Source organism: Pseudoalteromonas sp. CO109Y (assembly GCF_004208935.1).
Classification (GTDB): domain Bacteria; phylum Pseudomonadota; class Gammaproteobacteria; order Enterobacterales; family Alteromonadaceae; genus Pseudoalteromonas; species Pseudoalteromonas shioyasakiensis.
The window spans coordinates 110,779-128,374 of sequence record NZ_SGPD01000041.1; the positions used below are offsets into that span (position 1 = coordinate 110,779).

Genomic DNA, 17,596 nt, shown 5'->3' on the forward strand with positions numbered 1-17,596 from the left:
CCCACTGCCCTGTCTAAAAAATTATAACAATTATTCAAAACGTCACGGTTTTGCCGTGTGTTTTTTAAGACAAAGGTAAATCAATATGTTTCGTCAGTTATCAATTGCTGTAGCAATCAGTGCTGTGCTGTGCCCAGTACAAGCTGTGTATGCTCAAAACGACCAACAATCAGAAAAAATTGAACGAGTAGAAGTAACAGGATCACGAATTAAAGGGGTTGATTTAGAAGGAACCATCCCGCTTACAGTGCTTGACCAAGATGCAATCAAGCGCTCAGGAGCGAACACTATTCATGAATTATTAAAAGATTTATCCGTTTTTAAAGGCGGATCCGGTACCTTTTCAACATCTGAAAGTGGTGGTACATCAACCTCAACGCCAGCGGGTCAATCCGCTGCGAGCCTTAGAGGTATGGGTCCTTCTGCAACATTAACGCTGATTAATGGCCGCCGAGTTGCACCAAGCTCGTTCGCAGCAGGCACTGAAAACTTTGTCGATGTGAACTCAATTCCACTTGCTGCAATCGAGCGCATTGATATTTTAGCCACTGGCGCATCAGCAATTTATGGTGCTGATGCTGTCGCTGGTGTTATTAACTATATTCTCAAAGATGACTATCAAGGAGCTGAAGTAAACACTTCTTACACCAATAGTTTTGACAGTCATGACGAAGGTAAGAAGCAGCTTAACTTAGTCTACGGAACCAATATCGGTGAAAGTAACTTAACGGTATTTGCTGATATTTACGACCGCAATGCCTTTAAAGCGACCGACAGAAGTTATACCGCAACACCTAATCTAGTGAATGGTTACTCATATTTACCGAAACTTGAGAACTCACCAAACATTTATTATTACAGCAGCCGAGATGGCAATGAATTACCAGCGCCAAACTGTAAAACAGAGCTAGTCACGACTGAGTATGGTGAGCAAATTTGTGCTTACTATGCTAACCAAGATGATTACCTAGAAACCCCATTTGAAAGCCTTTCAACTGGCTTTATGTTTAACAGCACCTTAGGTGATTTAGATTGGCATACCGATTTCTTCTATAGCCAAACTATATCAAAAGCCTATTCATCACCTGCACCAATCAATCAAATAAACGACGATGATGGTCCGTATATCATAGAGGATGCGCTATTCATTTATGATAACGATGATGGCAGTAACGACTTAATGGACCAGCTTTATATTGATCCATTTACCACTCAAGCCGGTCGAGAAGTGTATGGCTTTGCATTTGATGCACGTTTTAATTCACCGCGTACAGTTGAAGTTGAAACTAAAAACTTTCGCTTAGTCAGTAGCTTAGCTGGTTACATTGAGGACTGGAGTTGGGAGTCAGGTGTAACATTTTCTCGTTCTAAGTCAGAGCAAGAAGCGATTGATGGAATTTACAACCGCTACCAATTTCATGCTGCAATCACTGGTGAATTATGCTCTGACGGATCATTAGCTACATACGATGGAACACAGCTCAATTGTGCGCAAGGTCAGTTAATGCCATTCTACAACCCTTTTTTACAGGGTGATGCTAATAATGATGCGGTGCTTGAGCTTGCAAAAGCAAACCCAAGTAGAAGTGGTGAAAGTACAGTTTACGGATGGGATTTAAACTTTAATGGCGACTTATTTACATTTAATGAGTTACCCATTTATGCTGCATTTGGTATTGAGGCTCGCCGAGAAGAGTTAAAAGATATTCCGTCTTTAGACTCTCAAGCGCGTGCTGAAAATGGTTATTTAGTTGATGTTTTTGGTTTTGGCTCGAGTTTATCAGAGGCAGACCGTACGCAGTACGCTGCATTTGTAGAGTTGAATATGCCAGTTACTGAGCAGCTAGAACTGCAAGTTGCTGGTCGTTACGATCATTACGATGACTTTGGTGGAACGTTTAACCCTAAAGTGGGTTTAAGCTACCGCCCTTCAGATTCTCTAATAATTAGGAGCTCTTGGTCAACGTCGTTTAGAGCACCTTCATTAACTCAAGCTGGTGTAAAATTACGTACCACACAATCAAGCTTTGATTGCGGCGCAAATCAGGCAGTTGCAGACTTATACTGTATGGGTGATGGTACAGAAGTCAGTGTTAACAGCCTAGAACTTGGGAATCAAGCACTCAAAGCCGAAGAGTCTGAAGCGCTCAGTATTGGCTTTGCATGGAGCCCATCTGTAAATACCAATCTCACTGTCGATTATTGGCATTTTGATCATGAGCAAGTCATCGATACCAATATGACTGCCGTGCTAGATAGAGCAATTACGGATGCTTCTCTTCGTCACTGTGGCTTAGTACCACAAGGACAACAAGGTATTTCGTACGAGCAGCAGCTGTGTGAAGTAACCGATAATGCTGGCCTTAATATCGAAAGTGATGGCGCAAATATTTCAGAGATCCTAACAAACTATATTAGTGAGTTTAACCCGCGAGAAGATGAGCTATTCCTGCCACTATTTAGAGACCATGTTATTCCACTGGAAAATACCGGCACACAAACCTTAGCGGGTATCGACTTTAAATTCGATCATCGTTTTCTTTTTGCAACAGGCAACTTAACACTCGCTTTCGATGGTACACACTATTTAGAGTTTGAGCGAAACAAACCCGGTTCAGATGCAATCGAAAAGTTAATCGGCACTTATCGCTACCCTGAAAATGTAGGCAGATTCTCTATCGATTGGGATGCCGAGAGTTATTACATAAATCTAGGTGCCAATTATACCAGTAGCTATGAGGATGATATTGAAGGGCTGCGTGGCCGTGAAATAGATGAGTTAGAAGAACTTGGCGAGCTTAATGATGAGTTAAAACGCGATGTTGATGACTGGCTAGTATGGGATTTATCTGCCGGGTATTTTATCAATGATGCATTATCAATCCGTGCTCGTATCGATAATATCTTCGATAAAGAAGCGCCTAAACTGTATGGTTCAAGTCGAGGTTTTGATTCTATAAACCATAATGCTTATGGCAGTCGCTATACGTTAAGTTTGAGCTATCGCTTTTAGCAAGGTTTGGGCGGCTTAATAGTCGCCCACACTTTTGAGCTTACGTTATCTTAAACTGACGACTCTCAGTATTAATCTTTCTTAGCAAGGGCTACAATACCTTGCTTATCTTATAAACGTCGAATGACATTTAAGTGACTTTATGAAAAACAAACAGTTTGCGATGCCAGATGCGAGCATCATTTTGTTGTGCGTCGCAGTTATCGCCTATTTTGCCAGCCTATTTATAACCCCCGGTGTGTTTAATGCCGAAAAAGATAGCCATAGCGTTGAATTATCACAATATCAAACAGCCTCAGATCATACACCGCCAGCATTTTTTGCAGAAGGTGGTGAAATTGGCCTAGCTAATGTCTTATTTGAAGGGTTAGTGTCAGGTGATAAGTATGGCGCAGCGATTGGTGTAATGGCGTTTATTTTAATCACTGGCGGTGCGTTTGGGATTATCTTAAAAACCGGTGCGATAAATAACGGCATAATGGCACTGATCAACAAAACACAACATATAGAGTGGGTATTCATTCCTCTCTTGTTCGTGCTTTTCTCTTTAGGCGGTGCAGTTTTCGGCATGGGTGAAGAAGCCATCGCCTTTTGTATTGTGTTATTTCCGATTATGAAACAGCTTGGCTATGATGCAAAAGTTACCGTGTTAACAACCTATGTTGCCACACAAATTGGCTTTGCTACCTCATGGATGAACCCCTTTAGCATTGCCATAGCTCAATCAATTGCTGAAATTCCCGTTTTTTCTGGCGCTGGCTTCAGAATGTTTGCTTGGCTTGTTTTTACTTCATTTGGCCTTGTATTTACTATTCGCTATGCCAACTCTATCAGAGCAACTAAACATCAATCTAACCAACACAAAGACAGTGCAATAAATTTAGATAACGCAGATAAACTAATCTTACTTACTTTTATTGCTGGCATTATTTGGGTTATTTGGGGCGTGATGGCTCGGCAGTATTATATTCCTGAATTAGCAGCGCAATTCTTTTGCCTTGGTATTGCTTGCGCTGTAATCGCTAGCCTATTCAAAAAACTAACTGCCAATGAAAGTGCAAATGCATTTAAAGAAGGTGCCCAAGAGCTCCTACCTGCAGCACTTTTAGTGGCACTTGCAAAAGGCGTTATTTTAATACTTGGCGGTAGCGATTTAACGTCGCCTTCGACCCTTAATACCTTGCTGTACTATAGTGCCACCAGCATCTCAGTTGTGCCCGATTATATTGCGGCTTGGGGCATGCTATTATTTCAAAGTGTGTTTAACTTCTTTGTTTCGTCAGGTTCAGGACAAGCAGCCATAACAATGCCGCTAATGTCGCCGCTCGGTGATTTGTTAAATATCTCACGTCAAATTGTGGTGTTGGCATTTCAGTTGGGTGATGGTTTAACGAATATTTTTATTCCTACTTCTGCTAGTCTCATTGGCTGTTTAGGTATTGTTAAATTAGATTGGAGTGAATGGGCACGTTTTATTTGGCGCTTCACTTTAGCTTTGTTTGGCCTTGCCAGTGGTTTTATTTTTCTCGCACACTTTATTAACTATCAGTAAAAGATTTAATTATGTTAACACTTATAAAAGGCGCAGACGTTTTCGCCCCCTCACCTTTAGGCATTCAAGATGTCCTTATTGCTGGCACAAAAATAGTTGATATACAGCCTGAAATCACCATCGATACCTATCAGGGGATTACCACGGTCGATGGCACTCATTGTATTTTGGCCCCGGGGTTTGTAGATTCACTCGTTCATATAACTGGCGGAGGCGGCGAAGCTGGCTTTGCAAGTAGAACACCAGAAATGAACCTTACTGATGCAACACTGCATGGTACAACAACCGTTATTGCAGCTCTTGGCACTGACTCAAGTAGCCGAACTCATAGTAATTTAATCGCTAAAGCAAAAGAGCTGAAAGAGCTTGGGCTCAACGTTTTTTGTCATTCGGGCTCATATCATTTACCTGCGAAAACACTGACAGGCTCTATCACCAGCGATTTAATGTACATAGATGAGTTTATTGGCGTGGGAGAAGTTGCTATATCTGATCATCGTAGCAGCCAACCCAAAGTGCAACAGCTTGCAGAACTGGCTGCAGAGGCAAAAGTGGCCGGCATGTTAAGTGGTAAAAAAGGCACTGTCAGCATTCATGTTGGCCCTGTTGATACACATTTATCGTTATTGCATGAGGTTGATAAGCTAACCGATATTTCGCTGGCACAATTTTACCCAACTCACATGAATCGTAATATCGACTTACTTAATGCTGGGGTAGAGTTTTGTAAAGCCGGTGGCACTATCGATTTTACAACAAGTACAACCGAGTATGACCTTGCTCATGGTGAATACTCTGCCGCACACGCTCTAGCTTATTGCTTAGAGAATAAAGTCGACCCAACAAAACTAACCATGAGCTCAGATGGCCATGCCAGCCTCCCTATTTTTGACAAAAGCTTTAACCTGCTTGGCCTTGAAGTAGGCAAAGAGTCCACATTGCACGGCTCGTTTGTAGAAGCAGTGCAAAAATATAATGTTTCGATTGAACACGCTTTAATGGCTGTTACATCAAACCCTGCGCAGATACTGGGTATAAATAAAGGTGTAATTAAGCAAAATGCAGATGCCGATCTTGTGTTACTTAATAAAACAACGCTTGCGCCAACAGAATGCTGGTCAAAGGGTGTTCATATGGTGAGTAAAGGCAAAGCCCTTGTGAAGGGCGCCTTTGAGTAAGGCCGCATCGGCGGCCTTAAACACTATGCTAAACATGTTCAGAAATGCGAGTAACGAGTAGTTGCTCGACTTTCACACCTTCAACATCGACAACTTCAAACTTATAGCCACCGTAATTAATAAACTCTGCACGTTTAGGCAGGCGTTTCATGGTGTAGATCAAAAACCCTGCGACAGTTTCGTAATGAGACTGTTCAGGAAACTCTTCAATTTCAAGTACCTTAGCAAGCTCAACCACAGGTGTTAAACCATCAACCAGCCAAGATGAATTATCACGTTGAATAATTAACTCTTCACCCTGGTGGCTAATTAAGTCGCCCATAAATCCTTTCATTAAATCTTTAACAGTAACAATACCTACCATTAGCGCATACTCATTAACCACTACGGCAAACGGCTCTGCCGCTTTTTTGAAAGTATTTAGCGCCTCTGAAAGACTCAATGTTTCTGGAAGATAAAAAATATCTTGGCTTATCAGTTCTTTATCGATTTCAGCGGTTTGCCCTTTTAGCACCTTGCGAAGGATATCTTTTGATTCAACCGAGCCAATTAATTTATCTAAACTACCATCACACACTAAAAAGTGATTATGAGGGTGTTCAATAATTTTGGTTGCAACTTCTTGAGCATCCGCTTTTACATCAAAAAACACAATTTGATCGCGAGGAGTCATCACACTCGATAAAAAGCGTGCCTCTAAATCAAATACATTACCAATTAGCTCATATTCTTGTTGCTGTAAGCTGCCGTACTCGGCTCCTGCATCCATCATCGCGACGATGTCTTCTGTGGTGACAATATCTTCTCGTTCAGCGGGTACTTTAAACGCGCGTAAAACCAAATTAGTTATACCATTAAAGAAAACAACAAAAGGAGTGAGCGCAAAGGTCACCCAGCGCATAATGGATACCACGTTAACTGCAACTGCCTCTGGCATAATCATGGCTAACCGTTTAGGTAATAGGTCAGCGAATAGAATAAACAAAGAGGTAATACTCAAAAACGAAATCAAAAAGCTGATTTGACTCAATAACGGGCCTTGATAAATCATGCCTAAGATTTGTTCTATGTAAGGAGATAATGCTTGCTCACCAACAATACCACCTAAAATGGCAATTGCGTTGAGGGCAATTTGTATCATGGCAAAAAATGCCCCAGGTTGCTCTTGCAAGCTAAGCACTGCTTGGGCTTTTTTGTTGCCTTCGTCCACCATAACTCGTAATTTGATCTTACGAGATGCCGCAATCGCAATTTCGCTCATTGCAAACAATGCACTGATCAAAATTAAAATCATGATAATGAGTAAATCACTCATTGTAGCTCCTAATAATTAAGCGCATTCAGAGTGTTGAATGCAAACAACTTTTTGCTCGTTTAGGCTAGCGAGAGTTTGGCGAGAATGGACAAAAAGCAGCTGATTATAGCCACTTTGTGGCAATCAACAAGTGCTATTTTTAATCGTTAGCAGCAAAGCCTTTATTTAATTTTTCAAGAGTCACAGGATTGATATTTTTATTGCAGGCAAAGTATAACTGAGGTGTGCCAACGGGCAGTTTAAATATCGGTTTTAAATCTTCAAGTGTGCTGTCGTTATCGCGCTCATATTTAAATTGTTCATCGCTGAGGATGACTAAATCTATACTTGAGCGTCTACTTTTAAGTACATCATAAATGTTGTCAAAACTATCAAGTAAGATCAGCTGATTACGTTCATCAAAGCCGTTTTCTTTTAAGTAAATATGTGAATAGTTATTTTTTAATACTGCAATTCGGTACTTTTTAGCATCATCTATACTCGCTATTTTTAATTGCTCAGATTTAAACGAATAGAACGACGCCGAAAAACCACCGATTTGTGCCACCCAAGTAAATTTATCTTCGCGTGCAGGAAGCCTTGCCATAGAAAAGATGCAGGTATTGCTATCACGTAATGCAGCATTATACGAAATTGACCAAGAATTTACTGACAGCTCATAATCCACACCACTTTTATCTAAACCTGATTTAACTTTATCAACTACAGTGCCAGTTAATTCGCCATTTTCATCTAGGTATTGGAAATTAGGGAAATTTTCTGTCACCACAGTAATTGCTGCAAAACAAGGTTGCAGAAAAAGCAGCAATGACAAGGTGATAATTGAGCGCATGATGAGCGATACCAAATAAATTATAATTATTTTTTATAATAATATAGCTCGAAGTTGCAGATATTGAAATATTATTTAGTAAAAAGGAATGAGCGGAAACAGGGTGTTTCCGCTATAGAGTCAATTACTTATTCATTGCATTAATCAAAAAAGCTGAGATTTTAGCGCCTTCTCTTAGAGTTGTTTCAGAACTTGTCTGACCGATTAATGAGCTATCTGTGAATGGTGCAATTTCCATCATGTCAGCACCAGTAATTGGGAACTCGTCAGCCAATTCAACTAGAATGTCTAATGCATGCTGAGGTGTTAAACCACCGGCTTCTGGTGTTCCTGTCGCTGAAGCAAAGCTTTCATCAAGTGCATCAATATCAAAGCTCACATAAAGCTCATCAACATTATCTGCTTTTAGCTGCGCAATAACTTCTTCAGCAACAGCTTTAGCGCCACGTTCGATGATTTCGTGTGCCCAATGTTGTTTAACGCCAAACGTGTCTTCCCAGTGTTGCTTAGGCTTACCACTAGAGCGAATACCAAATTGAATTAAGTTACGTGGAGCTGGTAAGTACTCAAGAATATGTGTACACCACGAACCAAAACATAAATCGATACCTAAACGTTCTACTAATAAGTCTGTATGAGCATCAAAATGAATGATTGCAGTGCGTTTACCTGCATCACGTTTTGCTTTTAAGTAAGCTTTAGTCAGCGGGTAGCTAATTGAATGGTCGCCACCAATACCAAAAATACCCTTATCTGGGTAATTTGCATAAAAGCCATCACAGACATCTTCAGTGATAGACAAAGGCGATACATGATATTCGCTGTTTTCATCAGCATATAACGCTTTTTGACAGTTTGTAATGGTTGCATCGTTAAGGTATTTATCATGCAATAAATGCGGGATCACACGAACATCGCCTAAATCAAAGGCGCGCGCTTGTGGTTGTTGATCAATCAAAGTAGAACGTAAAAATAATGGACCCCAGTTAGCACCACGTAAAATACCACCGCCACAGTCAGAGCTAATACCTAAAATTACCGCTTTGTGTTCAGACTCTGCCAGTGTTTCAAGTGACTCTTTCCAAAGCACATCAACATTATCTGTTTGACCGTATAATTTAGTACGCAGCGCATCTTTACGTTCTTTTGCTGTATTAACTGTAAATACGCCATCGCCAGGAGGACAAAGACACTGACTTAGTTTTTCGTGGAAGGCTTTTTGTGTGTTACTCATCTCTACTCCGCTGATCTTTATCTGCATATTCATGCGTAATTAAAAAAGTTACGCAATTAAGTTTGTGTATAGTCTAGATTTTTGAGACTCAACAATCACTTGCTCAACCAAACCTATAACTCACTGATATTAAATGGTTATAATTTTAATGCAGATGAATTTAAACTGCTCTAGTCAAATAAGAGCGCTGTATTTTGGCAGGTATAACATGCGCGAAAAGAAAGTCAAATTTTGCGGCAACCTAGGTGATTGCCGCTATAGATTTATATTCAAACGAAGTGAATACTCATTATTCGTAGCCTCTTGGCTTCTTAGTTTTGATAACGGCAATGTATGCATGCCAGCTGGCGTAGCTCAATAAAGGCATAATGACAATAAACCCAGCAGTGCCTGTAATAAAGCCGACAAATACTAAACATAGTATCAAACCAGCCCAGACAACCATGGCACCGAAATTGGTTTTAACCGCATTCATTGAAGAAATTACCGCAGTCATAATATCAACTCTGCGTTCCATCATAATTTGCGGGGTAAACGCTGAGATAGCAAATACAGTGACCAGTAAGATACCACCGACAATACTACCGAGCGTTAAAAACGCAGATAACTGCTCAAAACTCGGGTTAACAACGTTCGGGTACAATGCATGAATAAGTGCAGCTAAGCGCATCCAAACAATCATAATTACCATTAATAACACCGCAAAGCCCCATTCACCTGCAGGGTTTCTAAACATCGATTTAAGGCTGTGCATTAAAGTGGGTTTGTGGCCTTTTTCAAGCTCCCATGCGACATCGTAAAGTCCGGCAGCAAAGGCAGGACCAATTAATGCAAAGCCAACGACTGCAGGCAATATAACTAAGTGCGTATCAAACTGATAAACAAAATACATGATAGTCGCAGGTATCAAGGTAAATACTAATCCGTAGACTAGACTCAGTATGGGCGCATTAGCGATATCTTTAAATGCAAGTGCTAACCAATGAAAAGGCGCACCAATTGAAATTTTCGAGCTTTCTAAACAGCGTGCAAACTCATGGTGTTTACTCATAGAAGATGAAGCAGGCATAATATATCCTCTTTTATCGTTACTTCTTTAGGTTTAGGTTATCTGTGCAATTCTTGCAACATTGGTGATCTAATAGGACATCTGTCCTGTACTTTAAACACATATGATTAAAGTATTACGCTTTAGACAAAAATAAGGTTTAATAATGGAAAAGGTATTTCACTTAGGGCTTACTCGTCAGGACTTAAACGGCGCAACCCTTGCGATTGTCCCTGGCGATCCTGACCGCTCAGCACGCATTTCAACACTTCTCGATAACCCTGAATGCTTAGCGAAGACCCGTGAATTTCATGTATACCGAGGTGAGCTAAACGGGCACAGCGTTGTAGTTTGTTCTACCGGTATTGGCGGCCCATCTACATCAATTGCTGTTGAAGAGCTTGCTCAGCTAGGTATTGATACCTTTTTGCGTATTGGCACGACCGGTGCAATTCAGCCACACATTAACGAAGGCGACATTTTAATTAGCCAAGCTTCAGTTCGTTTAGATGGTGCTAGCCAGCATTTCGCACCACTAAGCTACCCTGCTGTGTCTGACTTCTTTGCAACACAAGCGATGGTAAATGCATGTGATAAGTTAGGAATTAATTTCCACATTGGTATTACTGCATCGAGTGATACTTTCTACCCGGGTCAAGAACGTTACGATACTTATTCTGGATATGTTCCTCGCTCATTCCAAGGCAGCTGTGAAGAGTGGCAAAAACTAGGCGTGATGAATTATGAAATGGAATCAGCAACACTATTTACTATGTGTGCCGCCCTTGGCTTACGCGCAGCCTGTGTTGCAGGTGTATTAGTAAATCGTACTAAACAAGAAATTCCGAATGTTGACCACGGCGAGATTGAGAAAAAATCAGTCGCCGTCGTCATTGAAGCTGCAAAACTGTTGCTAAACTAGTTTAGCAACACAGTGCTCAAATGCTGGTGGGTTTGCAAAGCTTGCCAGCACACTTTTAGCCACCTCATATTGATTTTCTGCCCCTTGTGTTTCTAACAAGGTAATCGACTTAACTGTTTTATCATCAAAGGTTAAGCCCGCAAGATAAAACTGACTCAATGCACTTTGTAATGGCGAAAGGCTTGGACTATAGGCAGCATTTTCAGCATAACTTCCGTAAAAGTCACCTTCATCAAAAGTCGTTAATTTAACCGCACTAAAGTTACCTGTGTAAGGCACGTATGCATTGAGTGCCAATTGAATAAGTTTATTATCAGCAATCGAAAGATCAGTAAACTGTTTATCGCTTTGCTTATTAGAAAATAAACAGGCTTCATTGCCTAGGTCTTTTGGGCCAAATGAATAAGGTAATAACTCATATAGATTAAAGTCACGTTCTGGCAATAAAATCTCAAGTGAGTCTGCGGTGCTCAATTCATTCATAAATTGACGGCAGTAACCGCAAGGTGCATCGCTAATAGCAATTTTTAACACTGCTTGCGCGCCATTAAGCCATGCATTATTAATGGCTGATTGCTCAGCATGAACGACCAAACTCAATGCTTGATGAGAAAACTCAACATTTGCGCCAAAATAGAAATTTGTTTCGCCTTGCTTGTTTAACCCTACTGCAATAGCGCCCACATAGAATTTAGAAATAGGCGCGACAGAAAATAAACTTGCGACGGGTACACAGGCTTTTAGTAACTCAAGTTGGCTAACTTGAAACTGCTGACAAAGAGAAGAAATATCAGATTGAGATAAGATGCCACGTTGCTGTTTAAGCTGGGCAAAAAGAGAATTTTTTTGTTGATCATTGAAGCTAAACGGCTCTGAATTTTGAGCTAGTTTGCTTGCATCTATCCTAGTTGCTGTCATAACAAATTATAATTATTAATTGGCTAAACAGTTTAAAAGGTTACGTAATGAATTGCTAGGTTTTGGCGGTAAACATCAAGGTAAATCGCACAATAAAAGCTAAAAATTAGCGGTATTTGTAAGCCCAGATATACACAACAAAAAAGCGATGACTAGCTCGACCAATTATTGACGAACCAGCCAATTTTTTGCTTTGTTAAAACATTCAAAGTTTTCAGCTTGTAAGTTATAGCGTTTTGCTTTTTGCATAAATAAGTCGTGCATAAAACCATCAAAACTTACAACTATTGCTACAACAGCTTTTTTCAAAGAGTTTGCCACTTCCGGCATAATGGTGAATAAATCAGCAGGTGCGAAATTGTGCGTCATCTCAGACACATCAACGAGTATTTTCTCTGACCCATGTAATTCTGAATATTGTTGGGCAATTTGGTAAAAATTTATCACATCCTGTGCACTAGCAGTCCCTCTTAACGTCATCATCACGAGTGACGTCGATGCATCATAAGTGATGCAAGTAGACACGTTTGGCATAAGTTACTCTAAAAAAGCGTGGGGGTTGATTTGGCTTAACGGTAGCTGAACCAAAAAGCTGGGCTATTTTATTAATATCGCCTCTCTAGTCAATACCTAGCAATAAAATAGGTATGACCAGTTGTAAAATTCAGATTTTAGGATTAGATCTACTTTAAAGAGTTGTTATGCAAATTCATATCTTATTTACTTTAGACACAAGTATGAGTTTTCCTTTCATAGAATCAGCTTTTTCAGATAAACCTATATTTAGTTAAAATTTATAATATTTAGCGTTAATTAGACAGCAAAATGGGTGAGCGTTTTTTAAGCTCACTTTTAAATGGATTGGTGTGTCATGAAAGCGCGATTGGTTATATTATTTGGCTTTACCTTGTTGATTTTATTAATTTCAACAACACCTAAAGCGATGCCCATTAAAGAATTTGAAAAGCTTAGAACCTCAATAAGGCAAAGCTACGCCAGTTCACCTCAAGAAGGGCTTGAGTTTGTCAATGCGCTGATTGAAACTACCGAACTAACACTAGAACAAAAGATTATAGTCACTAATTATAAAGCTTGGTTTTTGCTTGAGACTGACAAGCTTGAACAAGCCATGGAAACCATTGTTAAGTACATGAATATGGTTTCTCAATCTGATGAAAAAGACCTCATGTATGGCTATTTTAATATTTCAGGGGGCATTTATGCGCGCTTAGGTCTATATGAAGAAGCCTTAGCGTACTATCGCGATGCCATGCCATTTGCACAATCTCGAGATGAGCGTTTAGTTTATCAAACCGAAAATAATATCGCTTTAGTAAAGCTACGTTTAAACCGTTATAAAGAAGCTGCCGACTCGTTCACATACTATCGAGATTATGCCCACAGTAAAAATCAAACTCTCAACGAATCATTTGCAAGTAATAATTTAGCGCTAGCTTTAATTGGGTTAAAACAGTATCCAGAAGCACTCAAGATTATCAATGAAGCTATTGGGCTGCAAAGCCAACACAACTACACCACTCACCTTGCTTCAAGCCTTGTTTTAAAAGCCAAAGTATTACGTTTTCAAGGTTTTTTAGAAGACTCAGAAAAGGTACTCAACGAGGCTTCAACGCTTATTGAAAATAAACAACTTGAGAATGAGCAACTTAATATTATTTTATGTTTAGCAGAAACGTATGAGGCACAAGGACATACTGATAAAGCACTCACAACGCTTGCATCCGTTGATACTCACACTGTTAGCCATACTAATTTTGAAACCCTATTATCGATTGCCAAATTAAGTGCAGAGCTTTACGAGCAACAAAAAAATTATGTAAATGCACTTAGCGCTTATAAACAATATTCGTACATTAACGCCGCTATTTTAACCAGACAAGCCAAAGTGAATTTAGCAAAAGCACTTGCAGAAGCCGATGTTGCCGCAAAAGAAGTAAGAATTTCTAACCTAACTCGTGCTGAGCAAATAAAAGCAACTAAAGCCAACGCATTTAAAGACCTCACGATTGTAGTAAGCATCTGTTTAGTTGTTATTTTATTTGGCTCACTTATCGCCATTAACAGCATAGACAAACAAAAACAAAAATTAACTAAAGCATTAGAGCAGTTAAAAGATACACAAGATCATCTGATTGAAATCGAAAAAATAGCCTCTTTAACAGCACTGGTATCTGGTATGGCGCATCAACTTAATACCCCTATTGGCACCATAGTGACCGCAAGTTCATTAATCGATGATTACATGGAAGGTTTAGAAGAAAAATTTAAAGCCCGAGAGCTCTCTAGCAAACATTTTCATAAGTTTATTACCGATACCAATAGCGCTAAAGAGTTGGTGATCAGTAGCATTAATCGACTTGCCGGAATTGTCGAAGAATTCAAAGCGCTCAATGTGTCTATTCACCTTGATAAACCAATGAGCAAAATACAGCTACCAAGCTTTATTAGTCATCGTTTATACCCTTTGAGTAAACATCTTGGTAAGCAAATTGAGTTTAAAATTCATGGTGATGAGGCTGTTATTACGTCATATCCAACTATCTTAAGTGATGTATTAAAAACCTTGGTTATTAATTCCTGCGAGCATGGCTTTGTTAATTCTGACCAAGGTGTTGTCGAGGTAACAGTTAAAGCCTATACACATGTGGTTGAAATTACTTACCAAGATAACGGCGTGGGAATAAACGACGAAATACTTCATGAAATATTTACGCCATTTTACACCACTAATTTAGGCGGAAATCATTTAGGGCTTGGTTTAAACGTGGTATTTAACGCGGTTAAATATAACCTAAGAGGGAAAATCGGCGCCGAGCCATGTAACCACGGCGCACGATTTGTTATTAGCCTACCAATCGATGCTCGATTGGTCGATGATACTAGCTATTAACCGGTATTACGCATACCTGCAGCGATACCTGTCATAGTGATCATCAAGGCATTATCAATATCGCCTTCAGATCCCTCGTCAGCTTCGCGTGAACGACGCAGTAACTCGACTTGTAATAAGTTAAGTGGATCTGTGTACGGGTTACGAAGTGCGATTGACTCTTTGATCCAAGGTTGGTCTGCAAGTAAGCTCTTTTGTGGGCTAAGCGACTGAACAAGCTCAATCGCCTCGCTCAATTCTTGACGTAGCTTCACGCCTAATGGCTTATATTGTTCAGTTACTAGTGCATCATCGTAATGCGCACTTAACCATGTATCTGCTTTACTAAATACCATTTCTAGCATCTCTAAACGAGCACGGAAGAATGGCCATTTTAAGCTCATTTCATGAAGTGTCTCGATGCCATACTTATCTAAAGCAGCTTTAAGGCCTGTTAATGCACCCAACCAAGCTGGAAGCATTAAACGGTTTTGGCTCCATGCAAAAATCCATGGAATAGCACGAAGGCTTTCTACTCCACCGTTCGGGTTACGCTTCGCAGGGCGAGAACCAAGTGGTAATTTAGAAAGCTCTTGCTCTGGCGTTGCCATTCTAAAATAAGGCACAAAGTTTTCATCATGGCGCACAACTTGACGGTAATGCTCACAAGAATCTGCACTAATAAGCTCCATAACATCACGCCATTCGCTCTTAGGCTCTGGTGGCGGCAACAAGTTACTTTCTAGAACTGCACCGGCATAAATATTTAAGCTTTGTAGCGCTACAGCAGGCAAACCAAACTTAAAGCGGATCATTTCACCTTGCTCTGTTACACGTAGGCCACCTTTTAATGAACCTGGAGGCTGTGAGCGAAGAGCTTGGGCAGCTGGCGCGCCACCGCGACCAACAGTACCACCACGGCCGTGGAATAAAATAAGTTCAATACCGCGATTTTCGGCTAATTGTACCAGCTTATCCATAGCTTCATATTGTGCCCAACCGGCAGCCATCATACCTGCATCTTTTGCTGAATCTGAGTAGCCGATCATGACATTTTGCTGGTTTTGAATATGACCTCGGTACCAAGTGTTATCAAGTAAACATTCGATAACCTCTTTACCATTATTTAAGTCGTCTAACGTTTCAAATAATGGCGCAACCGGTAAGTTAAACTTACAACCACTTTCTTTAAGCAATAACTGCACTGCCAGTACATCAGATGCGGTACGTGCCATCGAGATAATATACAAGCCAAATGTTTGAGCATCTTGCGCTGCGATTACATCGAATGTATCTAGCACCTCTTGTACTTCTGGGCTTGGTTGCCAATGTTTTGGAATTAGCGGACGTCGAGAGTTTAGCTCAGCAAGTAAAAACGCTTGTTTGTCTTCTTCTTGCCATTGATGGTAATCACCTAAACCTAAATAACGTGTTAGCTCAGAGAAAACATCACCATGACGCGATGAATCCTGACGTACATCAAGTTTTGCAAGGCGCAGACCAAAGCTATTAATACGGCGCAGAACATCAAGTAGCAAGCCATCGGCAACTACTTTCATGTTGGTCTTAATAAGCGAGCGATAACACACTTCGATTGGGTGTTTAATTTGCGCGATATCGGTAATTAAATCTTCAGAATCAGTGCGCTTTTTCTTAATTTTAGCGCCCAAATGCGTCACAGTTTCAGCAATTTGATTCTTTAATTTTTTAAGTACCGCACGGTAAGGTTCAAAGTCTTGGCCCGCAAGCTCAATAAGCTCATCGCTTGCATCCGACATAGATAACTCATTGCTTAGCGTTTCGATATCACGCGAATACAAATCAAGTGCCATCCAGCGACCATGATCAAGTACTTGCTGTGTGACTTCAGCAGTTACAAACGGGTTACCATCACGGTCGCCGCCCATCCAAGAAGTAAATTCAATTGGGCTGAAATCAATAGGTAGCTCTAAATCAAGCTCTGCTTTTACGTCTTCGCCAAACTCACGTAAGAAACGCGGAACAGCGTGCCATAAGCTATTTTCAATAACCGCAAAACCCCATTTAGCTTCGTCAATTGGCGTTGGGCGTGAGCGACGAATGTCATCGGTATGCCACGCTTGGCTAATAAGTTGGGCAATGCGGTTTAATAAATCTGCACGTTCACTAGGTAAGTTGTCTTTACGCTCTAAAGAGGCAAGGCAATCACTTAATTCTACGTGTTTATTGATCATTGTACGGCGTGTCACCTCAGTTGGGTGAGCCGTCAGAACTAAATTGATGTGGAGTTTTGAGAGTGTTTGCGCCAAGTGATTAGGATCAACTTGACCTTGCTTTGATGCTGTTGCTAACGCTTTTAATGTTTGAGTGAGAGGGTTTAGTTGGCAAAAACCAACATCATTAAAGCGAGATACGGTATGAAATTGTTCAGCAACATTAGCAAGATTCAAAAAATGATTAAATGAGCGTGCAACCGGTAATAGTTCTTCATCTGTGAGAGCGTGTAGTACTTCGATAAGCGCTTGTCTGTCGGCTTCGTTACCACTACGTGACGATTTAGATAAAGCACGAATCTCTTCTACCTTATCTAAAATGGCTTGTCCTTGTGCATCTTTAATGGTTTGACCCAGCATTTGTCCAAGCATACTAACATTACCGCGAAGTGCAGCGTATTGTTCACTCATTCTCATACTCCTTTCTTTAACTAAGTTGAAA

General features: G+C 40.4%; 12 protein-coding genes. 5 read left to right on the forward strand and 7 right to left on the reverse strand.

Translation table 11 applies throughout. From position 1 onward, the window contains the following. The first annotated feature begins 85 nt into the window (after positions 1-85). The 3 genes from EXT43_RS17140 to iadA all read left to right on the forward strand — a co-directional run bounded on the left by EXT43_RS17140 (position 86) and on the right by iadA (position 5,743). Entirely contained in the window at positions 86-3,013 is a 2,928-nt protein-coding gene (locus EXT43_RS17140; protein WP_130167529.1) for a TonB-dependent receptor, read from the forward strand. 142 nt (positions 3,014-3,155) lie between these two features. Beyond that, positions 3,156-4,565, forward strand: coding sequence for a putative basic amino acid antiporter YfcC (gene yfcC / locus EXT43_RS17145; RefSeq protein WP_130167530.1), 1,410 nt, complete (start codon positions 3,156-3,158; stop codon positions 4,563-4,565). 11 nt (positions 4,566-4,576) lie between these two features. Beyond that, positions 4,577-5,743, forward strand: a complete 1,167-nt coding sequence (iadA, locus tag EXT43_RS17150) for a beta-aspartyl-peptidase (protein WP_130167531.1) — start codon at positions 4,577-4,579, stop codon at positions 5,741-5,743. A gap of 28 nt (positions 5,744-5,771) precedes the next feature. Here iadA and EXT43_RS17155 read toward each other — a convergent pair whose 3' ends face one another. From EXT43_RS17155 to EXT43_RS17170, 4 genes are all read right to left on the reverse strand, one after another. Further along, a complete protein-coding gene (locus EXT43_RS17155; protein ID WP_130167532.1) occupies positions 5,772-7,058 on the reverse strand; it encodes a hemolysin family protein in 1,287 nt (428 codons plus the stop codon). 139 nt (positions 7,059-7,197) lie between these two features. Further along, a complete protein-coding gene (locus EXT43_RS17160) occupies positions 7,198-7,890 on the reverse strand; it encodes a transporter substrate-binding domain-containing protein (RefSeq protein WP_130167533.1) in 693 nt (230 codons plus the stop codon). A gap of 124 nt (positions 7,891-8,014) precedes the next feature. Further along, positions 8,015-9,124, reverse strand: a complete 1,110-nt coding sequence (locus EXT43_RS17165; protein WP_055198846.1) for an arginase family protein — start codon at positions 9,122-9,124, stop codon at positions 8,015-8,017. A gap of 289 nt (positions 9,125-9,413) precedes the next feature. Then, positions 9,414-10,193: a DUF2189 domain-containing protein gene (locus EXT43_RS17170; RefSeq protein WP_054564098.1), complete on the reverse strand. Its 780-nt coding sequence runs from the start codon at positions 10,191-10,193 to the stop codon at positions 9,414-9,416. 145 nt (positions 10,194-10,338) lie between these two features. Between EXT43_RS17170 and udp the strand changes: the two genes are divergently transcribed. Beyond that, positions 10,339-11,094: a uridine phosphorylase gene (gene udp, locus EXT43_RS17175; RefSeq protein ID WP_058584290.1), complete on the forward strand. Its 756-nt coding sequence runs from the start codon at positions 10,339-10,341 to the stop codon at positions 11,092-11,094. On the opposite strand, the gene cdd is transcribed toward udp, so the two are convergent. Together cdd and EXT43_RS17185 are read right to left on the reverse strand one after the other, a co-directional pair. Beyond that, positions 11,086-12,012: a cytidine deaminase gene (gene cdd / locus EXT43_RS17180; protein WP_130167534.1), complete on the reverse strand. Its 927-nt coding sequence runs from the start codon at positions 12,010-12,012 to the stop codon at positions 11,086-11,088. The two genes, udp and cdd, sit on opposite strands and share 9 nt — an antisense overlap. Before the next feature lie 165 nt (positions 12,013-12,177). Further along, positions 12,178-12,546 (reverse strand): hypothetical protein, encoded by a 369-nt coding sequence (locus EXT43_RS17185; RefSeq protein ID WP_062565518.1) that lies wholly within the window; start codon positions 12,544-12,546, stop codon positions 12,178-12,180. A gap of 337 nt (positions 12,547-12,883) precedes the next feature. Here EXT43_RS17185 and EXT43_RS17190 point away from each other — a divergent pair, with 337 nt between their 5' ends. Beyond that, positions 12,884-14,923: a tetratricopeptide repeat-containing sensor histidine kinase gene (locus tag EXT43_RS17190; RefSeq protein WP_062565519.1), complete on the forward strand. Its 2,040-nt coding sequence runs from the start codon at positions 12,884-12,886 to the stop codon at positions 14,921-14,923. Here the strand turns inward: EXT43_RS17190 and ppc are convergent. Beyond that, a complete protein-coding gene (gene ppc, locus EXT43_RS17195) occupies positions 14,920-17,565 on the reverse strand; it encodes a phosphoenolpyruvate carboxylase (protein WP_062565520.1) in 2,646 nt (881 codons plus the stop codon). The genes EXT43_RS17190 and ppc overlap by 4 nt on opposite strands. Between the last annotated feature and the right edge of the window lie 31 nt (positions 17,566-17,596).